The sequence below is a fragment of the Rhodococcus triatomae genome (genome assembly GCF_014217785.1).
Classification (GTDB): Bacteria; Actinomycetota; Actinomycetes; order Mycobacteriales; family Mycobacteriaceae; genus Rhodococcus_F; species Rhodococcus_F triatomae.
This window is the reverse complement of sequence record NZ_CP048814.1, coordinates 4,562,200-4,581,898: the sequence shown is the minus strand read 5'-3', so window position 1 is coordinate 4,581,898 and position 19,699 is coordinate 4,562,200. Positions and strand designations below refer to the sequence as shown.

At 66.9% G+C, this 19,699-nt stretch carries 1 protein-coding gene (cut by a window edge); it reads left to right on the top strand.

Annotation, left to right across the window (positions count from 1 at the left end; all coding sequences use genetic code 11):
- Positions 1-19,699, top strand: the 3' portion of a protein-coding gene (locus G4H71_RS21535; protein ID WP_246442712.1) for a non-ribosomal peptide synthetase. It extends 9,740 nt beyond the left edge of the window; only the last 19,699 of its 29,439 coding nucleotides appear in the window; the start codon falls outside the window, past its left edge; it ends in the stop codon at positions 19,697-19,699.

The window sequence follows — 19,699 nt, the reverse complement described above, 5'->3', positions numbered from 1 at the left end:
GCAACTGATCCTCGACGCCGGCTCCATCACTCCCGTATCGCCGGTCCAGACCGTCACCGAGTCGGAGCTGTCGTCGGCTCTGGTGGGGTTGTTCTCGGTGGGCTTCGATGTGACGTCGGAGGTTCCGGTGCGGGTGCGGGTGTTTCGGGTGGTGGATGCGCCGGGTGTGGTGCATGTGTTGGCGGTGGTAGTGCATCACATTTCGGGTGATGGTTGGTCGGTGGGTCCGATGGTGCGTGATGTGATGTCGGCGTATGGGGCTCGGGTGTCGGGTGGGGTTCCGTCGTGGGTTCCGTTGTCGGTGCAGTATGCGGATTATGCGTTGTGGCAGCGGGAGTTGTTGGGGGAGGAGTCGGATCCGGGGTCGTTGGTGTCTCGTCAGCTCGGGTTCTGGCGGGGTGTGCTCGAGGGTGTGCCGGTGGAGTTGGAGTTGCCGGTGGATCGCCCTCGGCCGATGACACAGTCCTTCCGTGGAGGACATCACGACGTCGAGATCTCGCGAGAACTGCACCGCGCCCTCACCGAACTGGGACGTGCCCGAGGCGCTTCCTTCTTCATGGTCATGCACTCCGTACTCGCCCTGCTACTGTCCCGGCTGACCGGGTCGTCGGACATCACTGTCGGTACGCCGGTGGCGGGTCGTGGTGAGCGTGAGTTGGATGATCTGATCGGTATGTTCGTCAACACGCTGGTGTTGCGGACGCAGGTTGACGGTGGCGCCTCGTTCGCGGATGTGTTGGAGCAGGCACGCGAGGCGGATCTGAACGCGTTCGCGCATGCGGATGTGCCGTTCGAGCGGTTGGTGGAGGTCCTGGACCCGCCGCGTTCGACCGGGCGGCACCCGCTGTTCCAGGTCATGCTCACACTCCAGAACCACGAACAGCCGAGCCTCGAACTGGGCTCCCTCACTGTCGAGCAGCTCGACAGCGTGATCGACGTGGCCAAGTTCGACCTGAGCCTCACCCTGGCCGAACGCAGGGACAGTGACGGCGCCGCGGACGGCGTCTTCGCCCAGTTCGGCTATGCCGCAGATCTGTTCGACCACGCGACCGTCCGCCGATTCGCGGACCGATTCCTTCGCCTTCTCGAAGCAGTCGTCGCCGACACCTCCGTTCCCGTGGGTGACATCGACATTCTGGCCGCCGATGAACATGCCGTGTTGTCCGCTGAGAATGCGACTGATGTCGCGCTTCCGGACGCGACCCTGGTGTCGTTGTTCTCGGATGCGGTGTCGCGTTTTCCGGGTGGTGTTGCGGTGACGTTCGAGGGTGTGTCGCTGTCGTATGGGGAGTTCGATGCGCGGGTGGATGCGTTGGCGCGTCATCTGATCGGTGTGGGTGTGGTGCCGGGGTCGTTGGTGGCTGTGGCGATGCGTCGGTCGGTGGAGATGTTGGTGGCGTTGTATGCGGTTCAGCGTGCGGGTGCGGGGTATGTGCCGGTGGATCCGGATCATCCGGTCGAGCGGATCGGTCATATTCTCGAGACCGCTGATCCGGTGTTGGTGTTGGTGCGTGGGGAGGACGCGCTGACAGTGCCGACGTCGGCGTCTGTGGTCGATGTGGGTGGGGTGGATCTGTCGGGGGTGGATTCTTCTCTGGTTCTGCCGTGGGTGTCGTCGTCGGATGTGGCGTATGTGATTTTCACGTCGGGGTCGACGGGTCGTCCGAAGGGTGTGGCGGTGTCGCACGGGGCGATTGTGAATCGGTTGTTGTGGATGCAGTCGGAGTATGGGTTGTCTTCTGGTGATGTGGTGGTGCAGAAGACGCCGGTGACGTTCGATGTGTCGGTGTGGGAGTTGTTCTGGCCGTTGTTGTTCGGTGCGCGGTTGGTGGTGGCGTCACCGGATGTGCATCGGGATCCGGTGGCGTTGGCTGCTCTGATTCGTGGTGAGGGTGTGACGACGGCGCATTTCGTGCCGTCGATGTTGGCGGTGTTCACTGCAGAATCCACCGCAGGGGAGTGTTCGTCGTTGCGGCGGGTGTTCGCTTCGGGTGAGGCGTTGTCGGTCGATCATGCGCGCCGGTTCGGTGAGGTTCTTCCCTCGGCCGAGTTGCATAATTTGTATGGTCCGACCGAGGCCGCGGTGGATGTGACGTATTGGCCGGTCGCTGGTGATGAGATGCATACGGTGCCGATCGGGCGTCCGGTGTGGAATACGCAGTTGCATGTGTTGGATGCGCGGTTGCGTCCGGTTCCGGTGGGTGTGGTCGGTGAGCTGTATCTTGCGGGTGCCCAGTTGGCGCAGGGGTATGTCTCTCGCCCGGATTTGACGGCGGATCGGTTCGTGGCGAACCCGTATGCCTCGGGGGCTCGCATGTATCGGACGGGAGATTTGGTCAAGCGGCGGGCTGATGGTGCTCTCGAGTATCTGGGTCGTAGTGATTTCCAGGTGAAGTTGCGGGGTCAGCGGATCGAGCTCGGTGAGATCGAAGCCGCCCTCCTCGTCCACGACGACATTTCGCAGGCCGCGGTCACGGTGCACACGGACGCTCGGGGGGAGCAGTCGCTGGTCGGGTATGTGGTTGGTGATGTCGATACCTCGACGCTGGCTTCTCATCTGGGTCATCGTGTTCCGTCGTACATGATCCCCACCCACTTCGTGGTGCTGGACGGGTTCCCGGTCAACGCGAGCGGCAAGCTCGACCGCAAGGCCCTGCCCGAACCCGAGATCGGTTCCAGCACCACCGAATACATCGCACCTCGCACCACGGCGGAGCAGTCGGTGGCGGCCGTGTTCGCCGAGGTCCTCGGTGTCGACCAGGTCGGTGCCGGCGACAGTTTCTTCGATCTGGGCGGCAACTCACTGTCCGCGACCAAGGTGATCGCACGTCTGTCTACCGCGCTCGACACCGATCTCGCGTTGCGGGATCTGTTCGAGTACCCCACCGTCGAAGCCCTCGCCGGACGACTACTGGCACGCGCAGGACGCGTTCGGACCCGTCCCGAACTCGCTGCCCTCGAGCGGCCGGACGACATTCCACTCTCCGCTGCCCAGCAACGGATCTGGTTCCTGAACCGGTTCGACACCGACTCCGCCACCTACAACCTCCCGTTCGCAGTGCGCTTCTCCGGCGACCTGGACATCGCGGCGCTCACCTTTGCCCTCGGTGACGTGCTCGAACGGCACGAATCCCTGCGCACGGTGTTCCCGGAGCGGGACGGCCGTCCGGTCCAGGTCATCGTCCCGGTAGCCGATGCCGCGGCCGCGCTCGACGTCGTGGACGTCCACGACGATCACCTCGAAGCTCGACTCACCGACTTCGCCACTCGCGGATTCGACGTGACACACGAGCTCCCGGTGCGGTCGACGCTGTACCGACTCGACTCCGGCGAGTACCTGCTCACGATCGTGCTCCACCACATCGCGGCGGACGGCTGGTCGTTCGGACCACTGGCTCGCGACATCGTCTCGGCGTACGCTGCCCGGACCGCCCACCGCAGGCCCGAATGGCAGTCCCTGCCCGTCCAGTACGCCGACTACGCGCTGTGGCAACAGCGCCTCCTCGGTGACGAGACCGATCCCGAGTCGCTCGGCCGCGAGCAACTCGCCTTCTGGGCGGACCAGTTGGCAGGCGCGCCCGAGGAACTGCGGCTGCCGACCGACCGCCCCCGGCCCGCGGAGTCCACCTATCGGGGAGCCACCGTCGCGTTCGATCTCGACGCCTCACTGCACGGTGCGCTCGTCCAACTGGGGCGGAATCACGGCGCGACCACCTTCATGGTCGTCCACGCGGCGCTCGCTACGCTGCTCGGCCGCCTCTCCGCGACCGACGACGTCGTCATCGGCACTCCCGTCGCCGGACGTGGCGACCGCCGGCTCGACGAGCTGGTCGGCATGTTCGTCAACACTCTCGCGATCCGCACTCCGGTCGTAGGTTCCCAGACGTTCGCCGAACACCTCGCCCGCAGCCGCGATGCGGCGCTCGATGCGTTCGCGCACGCGGACGTTCCGTTCGAGCGCGTCGTGGAGGCGGCCGACCCCGCACGGTCTCGGTCGCGGCATCCGCTGTTCCAGGTGGCGATCTCGATGCAGGACTCGATGCCGACGGCATTCGAGATGGCCGACGTCGCCGTACGGGTCGAGGACGTCGATCCCGGTGTCGCGAAGTTCGACCTGCAGTTCACTCTCGCGGAACGTTTCGGCGCGGACGGGACGGCTGACGGTATCCGTGCCGAGATCACTTACGCGACCGATCTGTTCGACGAGGCCACGGTACGGACCGTGACCGAGCGCTTCCGTCGACTGCTCCACTCCGTCACGGAGCAGCCGGAACGGGCTGTGGGCGATATCGCCCTGCTCGACGACTCCGAGTTCTCTGCCCTGGCACCGGTGCACGGGCCGAGCGGTGAACCCACCCGCACCCTCCCGGAGATTTTCGCCGCCGCGGCATCCGACGTTTCGGCGCCGGCCGTCGTCCACGGCCGGGAAGAGAACGAGCACGTCGTCGGCTACGGGGAGCTGGATACGCACACCAACCGCCTCGCTCGCGAGCTGATCGCCGCCGGCGTCGGTCCCGAGACCTTCGTGGCGATCGCGGTGCCACGCTCGCTGGAATCCGTCACCGCCGTATGGGCGGTGGCGAAGACGGGCGCCGCATTCGTTCCGGTGGATCCGCGCTACCCGGCCGACCGGATCGCCCACATGATCGACGACTCCGCTCCCACGGTCGGCCTCACCGTCCGGGCGCATCGGGCCGCGCTGCCGGACACGATGCGATGGATCGTCCTCGACGACGCCGGTACCGAATCGCTCATCTCCGCGCGTCCGTCGGATGCGGTGACAGACGCGGAACGCACCTCCCCGGTGCTGCCCACCCAGACCGCCTACGTGATCTACACGTCCGGTTCCACGGGCCTGCCCAAGGGCGTTGCCGTCACCCATTCCGGCCTGGCGAACTTCTCCGAGGAACAGAGGCAGCGCTACGGCGTGACCTCCCACTCGCGGGTTCTGCACGTCGCGTCCCCGAGCTTCGATGCGTCGGTGCTGGAGTACCTGCTCGCGGCGGGAGCCGGTGCGGCGCTGGTCGTCGCGCCGGAGGACGTGTTCGGCGGGCCCGAGCTCGCCGATCTCATCCGTCGTCGCCGCGCGACGCACGCGTTCGTCACTCCGGCCGCGCTCGCCTCGGTCGACCCGACCGGGCTCGACGAGTTCGGCTGCGTCGTTGTCGGCGGCGAGGCGTGGGGTGCCGATCTGGCCCGGGTGTGGGCTCCCGGCAGGCGCCTCTTCAACGGCTACGGCCCCACCGAGGCCTCCATGATGGTCGCCATCAGCGACGAGGTCTCGGTGCAGGGACCCGACACCATCGGCGGACCGTTGCGCGGAGTCTCCGCGCTCGTCCTCGACGAACGTCTGCGACCGGTCCCCGTGGGAGTGACCGGCGAACTGTATGTCGCCGGGCCCGCCCTGGCCCGCGGCTATCATCGGCGTTTCGCACTGACCGCCGAGCGGTTCGTCGCCCATCCCCTCGGCGAACCGGGGGAGCGGATGTACCGCACCGGCGACGTCGTGCGGTGGGCCACCAGATCCGACGGCGAGTTCGTCGTCGAATACGTGGGCCGCAGCGACTTCCAAGTCAAGATCCGCGGCCTGCGCGTGGAACTCGGCGAGATCGACGCGGCGCTGGCAGCACACCCGGCGGTCGGCTTCGCCACCACGCTCACCCACACCCCGGATAGCGGGGCCACGGTGGTGGTCTCCTACGTACGCCCGGCCGCCGGAGCAACCGTCGACGTCGACGAACTGGTCGACTTCGCCGCCGCCGCACTGCCCGCCCACATGGTGCCGTCGTCGGTGACTGTTCTCGACGAGATTCCCCGCACCCCCGTCGGCAAGCTCGACCGCGCTCGTCTCCCGGAGCCCGTGTTCACCCGAACCTCCCGGTTCAGGGCCCCCGCCACGGCCCTCGAGATCGCCGTCGCCACCGCGTTCGCGGACGTGGTCGGCACCGAGCAGCCGATCGGGCTGGACGACAACTTCTTCGAACTCGGCGGCAACTCGCTGTCCGCCACCCAGGTGGTCTCCCGAATCGGCGAGGCCCAGGGCACGCGTGTCTCCGTGCGCACCCTCTTCGATCATCCGACCGTCGGGGGCCTCGCCGCCGCACTGGGTGACGTCCCACAGACGGAGCGGCTGCCGCTGATCGCGCGTCCGCGTCCCGAACAGGTGCCGCTGTCTCCTGCCCAGCAACGGATGTGGTTCCTCAACCGTCTCGACCCGGAATCGGCGGCCTACAACGTCCCGCTCGTCCTGCGCCTGTCCGGCCGGATCGACGTGCCGATGCTCCACGCCGCGCTGATGGACGTCGTGGAACGCCACGAGACACTCCGCACCGTGTACCCGAGTGCCGACGGTCTCGCGCATCAGGTGGTGCTGCCCGCCGAGTCCGTCCACCTCGATGCGACCCCGGTCCGTGCGGACGATGCGCTCGAGGCGCGCATCGCCGAGTTCGTGGCGCGCGGGTTCGACCTCGCACACGAGGTACCTCTACGTGGCACCGTGTTCCGGGAAAGCCGCTCCGAGCACATTCTCGTGCTGGTTCTCCATCACATCGCCGCCGACGGCTGGTCGTTCGGTCCCTTGGCCGCCGACGTCATGTCGGCGTATGGGGCTCGGGTGTCGGGTGGGGTTCCGTCGTGGGTTCCGTTGTCGGTGCAGTATGCGGATTATGCGTTGTGGCAGCGGGAGTTGTTGGGGGAGGAGTCGGATCCGGGGTCGTTGGTGTCTCGTCAGCTCGGGTTCTGGCGGGGTGTGCTCGAGGGTGTGCCGGTGGAGTTGGAGTTGCCGGTGGATCGTCCGCGTCCGGTGACGCAGTCTTTCCGTGGTGGTCGGGTCGATGTGGAGATCGGCGCGGATGTGCATGTGGCGATGGGGGAGTTGGCGCGGTCGTCGGGTGCGTCGGTGTTCATGGTGGCTCATGCGGCGTTGTCGGTGTTGTTGGCGCGGTTGTCGGGGTCGTCGGATATTGCGGTCGGTACGCCGGTGGCGGGTCGTGGTGAGCGTGAGTTGGATGATCTGATCGGTATGTTCGTCAACACGCTGGTACTCCGCACGCAGGTTGACGGTGGCGCCTCGTTCGCGGACCTGTTGGCGCAGGTGCGTGAGACGGATCTGAACGCGTTCGAGCATGCGGATGTGCCGTTCGAGCGGTTGGTGGAGGTCTTGGACCCGCCGCGTTCGACCGGGCGGCACCCGCTGTTCCAGGTCATGATGGGGGTCGACAGCTTCGAACCAACTGGATTCGCGCTGGGCAATCTCGATATCGTCCCGGTGGAGAACCCGCTCCCGATAGCCAAGTTCGATCTGCAACTCGGACTGATCGAACGCTTCGACGACGCCGGAACGCCCGATGGCGTGACCATGCAATGGATCTACGCGGCAGACTTGTTCGACGAGGCCACGGTGGCCGGGTTCGCGACCCGGTTCTGCCGGTTGCTGGAGCAGATGCTCGCCGATACCAGTATCCCGGTCGGAGACGTGGAATGGCTGGACTCATCCGAGTGGGAATCGTTCGCCGATTCGCCTGAGGTGCCGGAGTCGGACGCGACGCTGGTCTCCTTGTTCCGGGATGCCTCCTCGAGATTCTTCCGGGACAACGCTGTCGTGTTCGAGGGCGAAGCTCTCACATACGGCGAGTTGAGCACTCGCGTGAACCAGCTCGCTCACCACTTGGTCGACTCGGGTGTCCAGCCCGGTGCGCTGGTAGCAGTATCAGTTCGTCGATCGGTCGACTTCGTCGTGGCAGTTCATGCCGTGCTCGAGGTCGGCGCCGGCTATGTTCCGGTCGATCCGGACCATCCCGCGGATCGCGTCGCCCATATCTTCGCGGTGACAGAGCCGATGGCAGTAGTGGGCCGATCGGGAGACTTCACGGATGTCGGTGCGCCGTCCGTCGTGATCGATGTCGACACGGTCGATCTGACCGCCTGCCCGTCCACACCGGTGGGGGTCGAGATCTCACCGGCCGACGTCGCCTATGTCATCTTCACTTCGGGGTCGACAGGCCGCCCCAAGGGTGTCGCTGTCACTCACGGGGCAGTAGTCAGCCGCATGCTGTCCGTGCAGGGGTCGTTCCCGATCGGCGTCGACGACACGACTCTGCTGAAAGCGCCGAGCACCTTCGATGTATCCGTATCCGAAGTGTTCTGGCCGCTACAGCACGGCGCCACTGTCGTGATCACCGAACCCGAAGGTCACCGGGACCCGGTCTATCTCGCGCGTTTGATCGACGAGCAGGGCGTCACCGTCGTCGGCTTCGTTCCTTCCATGCTGCCCCTGTTCCTCGCCGCGGCGGCAAACCACCAACTGTCCACGCTGCGGTACATCATCTGCGGTGGTGAAGCGCTCACGCCCGAAAACGTCCGGCATGTACACGAGGAGACGTCGGCAACGCTGGTCAATATGTACGGCCCGACCGAGGCCGCCATCGATGTCACTTCTGCCGAGATCCTCGCCCTGGATTCCCGCGCCGTGACCATCGGAAGACCCCACGAGGGCACGCGAGTCCATGTTCTCGATTCCCGGTTGCGTCCGGTTCCGGTGGGTGTGGTGGGTGAGCTGTATCTTGCGGGTGCCCAGTTGGCGCAGGGGTATGTCTCTCGCCCGGATTTGACGGCGGATCGGTTCGTGGCGAACCCGTATGCCTCGGGGGCACGGATGTATCGGACGGGTGATCTGGTGCGTCGCCGTACTGATGGTGCTCTCGAGTATCTGGGTCGCTCGGATTTCCAGGTGAAGTTGCGGGGTCAGCGGATCGAGCTCGGTGAGATCGAAGCCGCCCTCCTCACCCACGACAACGTGCAGCAGGCTGCGGTCACGGTGCACACCGATGGTCGGGGGGAGCAGTCGCTGGTCGGGTATCTGGTTGGTGATGTCGATACCTCGACGCTGGCTTCTCATCTGGGTCATCGTGTTCCGTCGTACATGATCCCGACCCACTTCGTGGTGCTGGACGGGTTCCCGGTCAACGCGAGCGGCAAACTCGACCGCAAGGCCCTGCCCGAACCCGAGATCGGTTCCAGCACCACCGAATACATCGCACCTCGCACCACGGCGGAGCAGTCGGTGGCGGCCGTGTTCGCCGAGGTCCTCGGTGTCGACCAGGTCGGTGCCGGCGACAGTTTCTTCGATCTGGGCGGTAACTCACTGTCCGCGACCAAGGTGATCGCACGTCTGTCTACCGCGCTCGACACCGATGTCGCGCTGCGGGATCTGTTCGAGTATCCCACCGTCGAAGCCCTCGCCGGACGCCTCCGCGCCGGAGACGGGGCCGGTGCCCGGATACCACTGAGGAAGCAGGAACGCCCGGAGCGGATCCCGTTGTCACCCGCGCAGCAGCGGATGTGGTTCCTCAACCAGTACGACACCACGAGCCCGGCCTACAACCTGCCCGCAGTGGTGGAGTTGACCGGACCACTCGACGTCCTCGCCCTGGAGACAGCGCTGGGTGACGTCCTCGAACGGCACGAGAGTCTGCGCACCGTCTTCCCCGACGACGGCTCCGGCCCACACCAGGTGATCCTCGATACCGAGAGCGCACGGCCGGGCCTTCCGGTCGTCTCCGTCGACGCCGCGGACCTGACCGCGCGCCTGGAGGAGTTCGTGCTCGGCGGCTTCGACGTGTCCGAGACCGTTCCGGTCCGGGCCGCCCTCTACGCGACCGGGGCGGAGAGTTACGTCTTCGCGCTCGTCCTGCACCACATCAGCGGTGACGGCGCGTCCGTTCAGCCGCTGGTGCGAGACATCCTCGCGGCATACGCGGCTCGGGCGCAGGGCACCACGCCGGAGCTCCCCGAACTCGAGATCCAGTATGCCGACTACGCGCTGTGGCAGCGCGAGATGCTCGGCGACGAAGCGAATCCCGAGAGCGCCGCGGCCCGGCAGATCGCGTACTGGACGGACCGGCTCGCCGACGCCCCCGGACAGCTCGAGCTGCCGACCGACCGGCTCCGGCCCGCGACCCCCTCACACCGGGGTGGCTCGGTGCACTTCGCGGTCGGCGCGCCCACCCGCACTCTGCTCGACGAACTCGGCCGCGCGCAGGGTGCCAGCTCGTTCATGACGGTGCACGCGGCGTTGGCGGTGCTCCTCGGCCGGCTGGCGAACAACACCGACGTCACCATCGGCACTGCCATCGCCGGTCGCGGCGACCGAGCCCTCGACGACCTGGTCGGCATGTTCGTCAACACGCTCGCTCTGCGGACGGAGGTAGCGCCGTCGACGACTTTCGCAGACTTGCTCACGCGCACCAGGGACAGCGACCTCGATGCGTTCGCCCACGCGGACATTCCTTTCGAACGCCTCGTCGAGATCCTCGATCCCACCCGGTCGACATCGCACCACCCGATGTTCCAGGTGGCGCTCGGGTTCGGGGCTCCGGCATCGGTCGAGCAGATCCAGCTCGGGGACGTCCGAGCGACGCCGCACGCGGCCGACACCGCGACCGCGAAGTTCGACCTGCATTTCACCCTCACCGAGTCGGCGGAGGGCGGCCTCGACGGCGAACTCGTCTACGCCACGGACCTGTTCGACGCGGACACGGCCCGTTCGCTCGCCGAACGGTTCGTCCGAGTTCTCGACGCCGTCGCCAGCCACCCGGAACGTCCCGTCGGCGACGTCGACCTTCTCGACGCCGACGAGCGGGCCGACCTGACCACCCGGCGCGGAGCGGCCGCCGCGCCCACTCGGATGCTCGCAGACCTCCTCGTCGACGGCGCGAGCGTCGACCCCGACGCCGTCGCGATCCGGTGCGGCGCGGAGAGCATGTCCTACCGCGCGCTCGACCAGCGATCGAACCAGCTCGCACGAATGCTCGTGGACCGTGGTGTCGGCCCGGAATCGCGTGTCGCCCTCGCTCTGCCACGTTCGATCGAATCCGTTCTCGCGCTGTGGTCGGTGGCCAAGACCGGTGCCGCGTTCGTCCCCGTCGATCCCGGTTACCCCGCCGAACGGATCGCGCACATGGTCACCGATTCCCGGGCCGTGGTCGGTATCGCGATGTCCGAGCACGTCGCGTCCCTGCCCGGCGTGATCCGGTGGATCGCGCTGGACGACGCCTCGGTGCGGCAGCACTGGGCGTCCGAGTCCGCCCTCCCGCTCACCGACAGCGACCGGATGGGTCCGACCCATCCCCGGCAGATCGCCTATGTGATCTACACGTCCGGATCCACGGGCGTGCCGAAGGGCGTCGCGGTCACTCACGCCGGTGTGGCGAGCCTCGTCACCGACGAACGCGAAGTGCTCGGAGTGCTCCCCACCTCGCGGACGCTGCACTTCGCGTCCCCGAGTTTCGACGCTTCCGTGTTCGAGATCCTCATGGCCGTCAGTGCCGGGGCGACGATCGTCATCGCACCGCCGACGGTGTACGGCGGCGACGAACTCGCCGAACTCCTGCACAGTGAAGGTGTCACCCACGCGTTCTCGACCCCTGCCGCGCTCGCGTCCGTCGACCACCGCGACCTCGAACAGGTCGCCACGGTCGTCGTTGCCGGCGACGTCTGCCCACCGGAACTGGTGGCCCGGTGGGCTCCCGGACGACGGATGTTCAATGCGTACGGCCCGAGCGAGGCGACGATCATGTCGTCCATCACCGCACCCTTGGTGCCGGGTCTTCCCGTGAGCATCGGCCGCCCCAGCCGTGGCGTGACCGCGCTGGTGCTCGATGCCCGGCTGCACCCCGTCCCGGTCGGCGTTCCCGGCGAGTTGTACGTCGCGGGCGCGGGACTGGCGCGCGGCTACCTCGGCCGCCCGACGCTCACGGCGGGACGGTTCGTCGCCAACCCGTACGGTCCCGGCGGGGAACCGATGTACCGCACCGGCGATCTGGTCCGCTGGCGGACCGACGGCTCCCTCGACTTCGTCGGCCGTACCGATCACCAGGTGAAGATCCGCGGCTTCCGCATCGAGCTCGGTGAGATCGACACCGCGCTCACCGAACACCCCGACGTCGACTTCGCCCTCACGCTCGGACACGACGGCGCCGCCGGGCACACCCAACTCGTGTCCTACGTGCTGCCGCGGCCCGGCACCGAACTCGATCCGACGGACGTCACCGGCTTCCTCGGCCGCCGACTGCCCGGCTACATGGTTCCGGCGTCGGTGACCGTGCTCGACGCCCTCCCGCTGACCCCTGCGGGCAAACTCGACCGCCGGGCACTCCCGGAGCCGCGGTTCACCACTCGCGATTCCGTTCCGCCACGAGATGGAACCGAGCAGGCGATCGCGGACATCTTCGTCGAACTGCTCTCGGTCCCCGAGGTCGGCGTGCACGACAGCTTCTTCGAACTCGGCGGCAACTCCCTCGTCGCCACCCAGGTGGTCTCACGCATCGACGGAGCACTCCACGTGCGGCTCGGCGTCCGCGAGGTGTTCGAGCACCCGACGGTCGCCGAACTCGCCACTCTCGTGTCCACCCGAGGCTCCTCGGCGCGCCGGATCCCGGCACTCGAGCCGCAGCCGCGACCGGACCGGATCCCACTCTCCCTCGCGCAGCAGCGGATGTGGTTCCTCAACCAGTTCGACACGGACTCTCCCGCCTACAACCTGCCGGTGGCGATGCGGATGACCGGGACGGTCGACGTCGATGCGCTGACCGCCGCCGTCGCCGACGTCGTCGACCGTCACGAGTCGCTGCGCACCCTGTTCCCCGACTCGGAGGCGGGGCCCCACCAGGTGATCGTCGACGCCGGTGACGCGGTACCGGATCTGGGCCCGATCGAGGTCGCCGAGGCAGATCTCCTGAGCACCGTCGCGGAGTTCGTGACCGCCGGCTTCGACGTCACCGCCGAGATCCCACTGCGGGTGCGCCTCTTCGCGGTCACCGAGTCCGATGTCACCGAGAGCAGCTACGTGTTCGTCCTGGTGGCCCACCACATCTCGGGCGACGGATGGTCCTTGGCACCGCTCGCCCGCGACGTGATGCTGGCCTATGCGGCGCGGCGCGAAGGGACGGCACCTGCGTGGGAGCCGTTGCCGGTCCAGTACGCCGACTACAGCCTCTGGCAACGCTCGGCGCTCGGCGAGGAAGACGACCCGGAGTCGCTGGTCGCCGCGCAGATCGAGCACTGGACCAGGACACTCGCCGGGCTCCCCGAGCAGTTGTCACTCCCGGCCGATCGCCCCCGGCCGCCCGTCACCAGCGGACGCGGTGGGCACGTCGACTTCACGATCGACGCGCGCACACACCGCCGACTGCTCGAGATCTCCCGGGAGCACCAGGCCTCGCTGTTCATGGTCATGCACTCGGCGTTCGCCGTGCTTCTCGCTCGTCTCAGCGGCGAACGGGACATCGCGATCGGTGCGCCCATCGCCGGCCGCGGTGAGCGGCAACTCGACGACCTCGTCGGCATGTTCGTCAACACCCTCGCGCTACGCACCGACGTCGACGCAGCGGCATCGTTCACCGAGCTTCTCGCGCAGGCCCGCTCGGTATCCCTCGACGCCTTCGCCCATGCGGAACTTCCGTTCGAACGGCTCGTGGAGATTCTCAACCCCACCCGGTCCAGCGCCTACCATCCGCTCTTCCAGGTCGCCCTGTCGTTCCAGAACCTGGGCGAGACACGGTTCGAGCTCCCCGACCTCGCGGTCGAGGGACTGGACCTCGACGCGGATGTGTCGAACTTCGACCTGCACCTGACGCTCACGGAGCGGACCACGGACAGTGGCGAGCCGGACGTCATCGCCGCGCAGCTGACGTACGCGCGAGATCTCTTCGACGAGCGCACGGTGCGCGAGTTCGTCGCGCGGTTCGAGCGGATCCTGGCGTCGGTGGTCACCGATCCCGCGGTCACGATCGGTGAGATCGAGCTGCTGTCCCCGAACGAACACCGCGCCCTGCTCACCGAGGTCAACGAGACCGCGCATCCGCTACCCGACGCCACCCTCTCCGATCTGGTCCGAGAGGCCGCCGCCCGGTACCCCGACGCTGTCGCCCTCTCCTTCGAAGGCATCGAACTGACCTATGCGCAGTTCGACCGGTCCGTCGAGGACCTCGCGGCACGACTGCGCGGAATCGGAGTGGGACCCGAGGTACTGGTGGCCCTCGCGATGCACCGGTCGCTCGACCTGATGATCTCGATGCATGCCGTCCTGCGCGCCGGAGGCGGGTATCTGCCGATCGACCTCGATCACCCGGCGGAGCGCACCGACTACGTGCTGGACGCCGCTCGTCCGCTCTGTGTCCTCACCACCACCCGGGACGAGTTCGTCCACCCGTCCCTGCCGGTGCTCCACGTCGACGATGCCGGCACGCTCCCCGAACCGGCACCGAAACACACGACCGCTGCGGCACCGGACAATGTCGCCTACGTCATCTTCACGTCCGGATCGACCGGCCGCCCCAAGGGCGTCGCCGTCTCGCACGCGGCCGTCGCCAACCAGATGCGGTGGAAGCAGCACCGGTACCCGCTGGCCCCGGGCGACGCCCTGGTGCAGAAGACTCCGATCACCTTCGACCTGTCGGTGTGGGAACTCTTCTGGCCGTTGATCTCCGGCGCCCGCCTGGTGATCGCCCGCCCCGACGGACATCGCGACCCGGGATACCTCGGTCAGCTCATGCGTGACGAGCACGTCACGACCGCGCACTTCGTGCCGTCGCTGCTCGATACCTTCCTGGCGACCCCGGCCGCCGCCGAACAGCCGTCGCTTCGGCGGGTCCTGTGCATCGGCGAGAATCTGCCGTCCGACACCGTGCAACGGTTCCACCGCGCGATGGGCGACACCGGAGTGGAACTGCACAACCTGTACGGACCGACCGAGGCTGCCGTGTCCGTCACGTACTGGGAGACCAGTGCAGCGGACGTGGGGCCCGTTCCCATCGGCGTGCCGGAGTGGAACACCCGGACGTTCGTGCTCGACAGCAGGCTGCGCCCGGTCCCGGTCGGCGTCGCCGGGGAGCTCTATCTGGGTGGCGACCAACTCGCCCGCGGATACCTCGCGCGCACGGACCTCACCGCCGAGCGTTTCGTCGCGGACCCGTACGGCCCCGCGGGTGGCCGCCTCTACCGCACCGGAGACCTGGTGCGGTGGCGGTACACGGCCACCGGCACCCTCGTCCTCGAATATCTCGAGCGCGCGGACTTCCAGGTCAAGGTGCGTGGCTTCCGGATCGAACTCGGCGAGATCGAGGCGGCGCTGCTGTCTCACCACGCCGTCGATCAGGCCGCCGTCACCGTCCACACGGATCCGCACGGACACCAGTCGCTCGTCGCCTACGTTTCCGGAGCGGGTGTGTCCGGCGATGCCGGCGAGGTCTCCGCCGACATTCGGGCGCATCTCGCCGAGTCGGTCCCCGCCTACATGGTGCCGCAGCATGTCGTCGCTCTCGAGTCGATGCCGCTGTCCGCCAACGGGAAGCTGGACCGCCGCGCCCTTCCGGCACCGGAACTCGATGGTGGCGGCGACTATCGTGCCCCGGCCACTCACACCGAGCTCGTCGTGGCCACCACCTTCGCGGAGGTTCTCGGTCGCGATCGCGTCGGCGCGGACAGTGGATTCTTCGACCTCGGCGGGAACTCGCTCGTCGCCACCCGCGTCATCGCACGGCTGACCCAGGAACTCGGGAAGCCCGTCGAACTGCGCACCCTGTTCGAGTCACCGACCGTCGCGGAACTCGCAACGAGGATCGACGCGTTGTCGGACGGCGCGGTACGGCCACGCCTACGCGCCGGAGACCGGCCGGAGCGGCTGCCACTCTCCCTTGCCCAGCAACGGATGTGGTTCCTCAACCGGCTCGATCCGACGTCAGCCGCCGACAACATCCCGGTCGCCGTCCGGTTGACCGGCGATCTCGACACGGCGGCGCTGCGCGCCGCTCTCGTCGACGTGCTCGACCGGCACGAATCCCTCCGTACCGTGTACCCCGACGACGTCGACGGACCGCAACAGATCATCCTCCCGGCCTCGCACGTGCGCGTGGACGATGCCGACGTCACCGAGTCGGAGCTGTCGTCGGCTCTGGTGGGGTTGTTCTCGGTGGGCTTCGATGTGACGTCGGAGGTTCCGGTGCGGGTGCGGGTGTTTCGGGTGGTGGATGCGCCGGGTGTGGTGCATGTGTTGGCGGTGGTGGTGCATCACATTTCGGGTGATGGTTGGTCGGTGGGTCCGATGGTGCGTGATGTGATGTCGGCGTATGGGGCTCGGGTGTCGGGTGGGGTTCCGTCGTGGGTTCCGTTGTCGGTGCAGTATGCGGATTATGCGTTGTGGCAGCGGGAGTTGTTGGGGGAGGAGTCGGATCCGGGGTCGTTGGTGTCTCGTCAGATCGGGTTCTGGCGGGGTGTGCTCGAGGGTGTGCCGGTGGAGTTGGAGTTGCCGGTGGATCGTCCTCGGCCGGTGACGCAGTCTTTCCGTGGTGGTCGGGTCGATGTGGAGATCGGCGCGGATGTGCATGTGGCGATGGGGGAGTTGGCGCGGTCGTCGGGTGCGTCGGTGTTCATGGTGGCTCATGCGGCGTTGTCGGTGTTGTTGGCGCGGTTGTCGGGGTCGTCGGATATTGCGGTCGGTACGCCGGTGGCGGGTCGTGGTGAGCGTGAGTTGGATGATCTGATCGGTATGTTCGTCAACACGCTGGTATTGCGAACGCAGGTCGATTCCTCGGCGTCGTTCGCGCAGATCCTCGAGCGTGTCCGAGGAGCCGATCTCGGTGCGTTCTCCCATGCGGATGTGCCGTTCGAGCGGTTGGTGGAGGTCTTGGACCCGCCGCGTTCGACCGGGCGGCACCCGCTGTTCCAGGTCATGCTCACCTTCCAGAACCACGAGCAGCCCACACTCACGCTCGGCGAGCTCGAAGTGGCCGGTGTCGACTTCGACGTGCCCCTCGCGAAGTTCGATCTGCAATTGACGCTGGTGGAGAAGTTCTCCGACAGTGGTGTCCCGCAGGGCATGACCGCGCAGTGGACGTATGCGACGGATCTGTTCGACGAGGACACGGTCGCGAGGTTCGCCGGCCGGTTCGCCACGATTCTCGACACAGCGCTTGCCGATACTCGTCTCCCGGTGGGTGACATCGACCTCGTGGCCGCCGATGAACATGCCGTGTTGTCCGCTGAGAATGCGACCGATGTCGCGCTTCCGGACGCGACCCTGGTGTCGTTGTTCTCGGATGCGGTGTCGCGTTTTCCGGGTGGTGTTGCGGTGACGTTCGAGGGTGTGTCGCTGTCGTATGGGGAGTTCGATGCGCGGGTGGATGCGCTTGCTCGGTTCCTGGTGGGGTCGGGTGTGACGGTGGGCTCTCTGGTGGCTGTGGCGATGCGTCGGTCGGTGGAGATGTTGGTGGCGTTGTATGCGGTTCAGCGTGCGGGTGCGGGGTATGTGCCGGTGGATCCGGATCATCCGGTCGAGCGGATCGGTCATATTGTCGAGACCGCGGATCCGGTGTTGGTGCTTATTCGGGGTGCCGATGGTGTGCGTGTCGACACTGATGTTCCGGTGGTCGATGTCGACAGTGATGCGGTGTTGTCGGCGCCTCTGACGGATGTCGAGTTGCCGTGGGTGTCGTCGTCGGATGTGGCGTATGTGATTTTCACGTCGGGGTCGACGGGTCGTCCGAAGGGTGTGGCGGTGTCGCACGGGGCGATTGTGAATCGGTTGTTGTGGATGCAGTCGGAGTATGGGTTGTCTTCTGGTGATGTGGTGGTGCAGAAGACGCCGGTGACGTTCGATGTGTCGGTGTGGGAGTTGTTCTGGCCGTTGTTGTTCGGTGCGCGGTTGGTGGTGGCGTCACCGGATGTGCATCGGGATCCGGTGGCGTTGGCTGCTCTGATTCGTGGTGAGGGTGTGACGACGGCGCATTTCGTGCCGTCGATGTTGGCGGTGTTCACTGCAGAATCCACCGCAGGGGAGTGTTCGTCGTTGCGGCGGGTGTTCGCTTCGGGTGAGGCGTTGTCGGTCGATCATGCGCGCCGGTTCGGTGAGGTTCTTCCCTCGGCCGAGTTGCATAATTTGTATGGTCCGACCGAGGCCGCGGTGGATGTGACGTATTGGCCGGTCGCTGGTGATGAGATGCATACGGTGCCGATCGGGCGTCCGGTGTGGAATACGCAGTTGCATGTGTTGGATGCGCGGTTGCGTCCGGTTCCGGTGGGTGTGGTCGGTGAGCTGTATCTTGCGGGTGCCCAGTTGGCGCAGGGGTATGTCTCTCGCCCGGATTTGACGGCGGATCGGTTCGTGGCGAACCCGTATGCCTCGGGGGCTCGCATGTATCGGACGGGAGATTTGGTCAAGCGGCGGGCTGATGGTGCTCTCGAGTATCTGGGTCGTAGTGATTTCCAGGTGAAGTTGCGGGGTCAGCGGATCGAGCTCGGTGAGATCGAAGCCGCCCTCCTCGTCCACGACGACATTTCGCAGGCCGCGGTCACGGTGCACACGGACGCTCGGGGGGAGCAGTCGCTGGTCGGGTATGTGGTTGGTGATGTCGATACCTCGACGCTGGCTTCTCATCTGGGTCATCGTGTTCCGTCGTACATGATCCCCACCCACTTCGTGGTGCTGGACGGGTTCCCGGTCAACGCGAGCGGCAAGCTCGACCGCAAGGCCCTGCCCGAACCCGAGATCGGTTCCAGCACCACCGAATACATCGCACCCCGAACGGCAGCCGAATACGCCGTAGCGACTGCTTTCGCGGAAGTGATCGGTGTCGAGCGTGTGGGCATCCTGGACAACTTCTTCGACCTGGGCGGCAACTCGCTGTTGGCGACCCGCGTCGTCAACGTCGTCGGTGCCACGCTCGGAACAGCTTTCCCGCTGCAGTGGATGTTCACAGACCCCACCCCGCAGTCGCTGGGGCAACGCGTGCAGCAGTCGATGACGGACGGTGCCCTCGACAACGGTGCCGCGCTCGAGGTGCTCCTGCCCATCCGCCCCAGAGGCGAAGAGGCGCCGCTGTTCTGCGTGCACCCCTTCCTCGGACTGGCGTGGAGCTATGCCGGGCTCGGCCACGAACTGCGCAGTAGCCGCCCGCTGTACGGGCTCCAGTCGCCCGTGCTGACCGGTGAAGCGGCCCCGGCGAGCATCGCGGAGTACGCCGCCCGCTACATCCGGGAGATCCGGGCCATCCAGCCACACGGCCCGTATCACCTCGCGGGTTGGTCGCTGGGCGGTGTCATCGCGCACGAGATGGCAGTGCAGTTCCAGGAAGTGGGGGAGGACGTCGCGATCCTGGGCATCCTCGACAGCTACGTGGACGTGGACGAGTCCCGGTACGGGGCACCGACCGTGAGTGCCGCCGACATGCTCGCCGGATTCGGCGTGGACCTGTCCTCCGTGGACGAGGTGGACCCGGACGTGGCCGCCACGGTCGCCGGTGCCGAGGCACGCGGGGAGAGTGAGGCGTTCGATCCGGTACAGGCCGCTCGTCTACTGGCGCGGCTCGGTGGACCGCTGGCCGGGCTCACCGCCGATCAGCTGTCACGGATCCACGCGGCAGCGACGAGCACCACGGGCCTGCTGCTGGACCACCGGCCCGGCATCTTCGAGGGCGACGTCGTGTTCTTCGAGGCGGCAACCGACGGCGAGGAACATCCCGACCCGGAAGCGACGTGGTCCGGCTACGTCGGCGGCGACCTCGCAGTGCATCGCGTGGCGGCCACGCACTGGACGATGACGGCGCCCGAACCCCTGGCGGCGATCGCACCGAACCTCGACCCGGAACCACCCTCCCGCGAACCGGGGCCGGACGACTCGAGCTTTCGTGTTTCGTCTCTCGGGTAA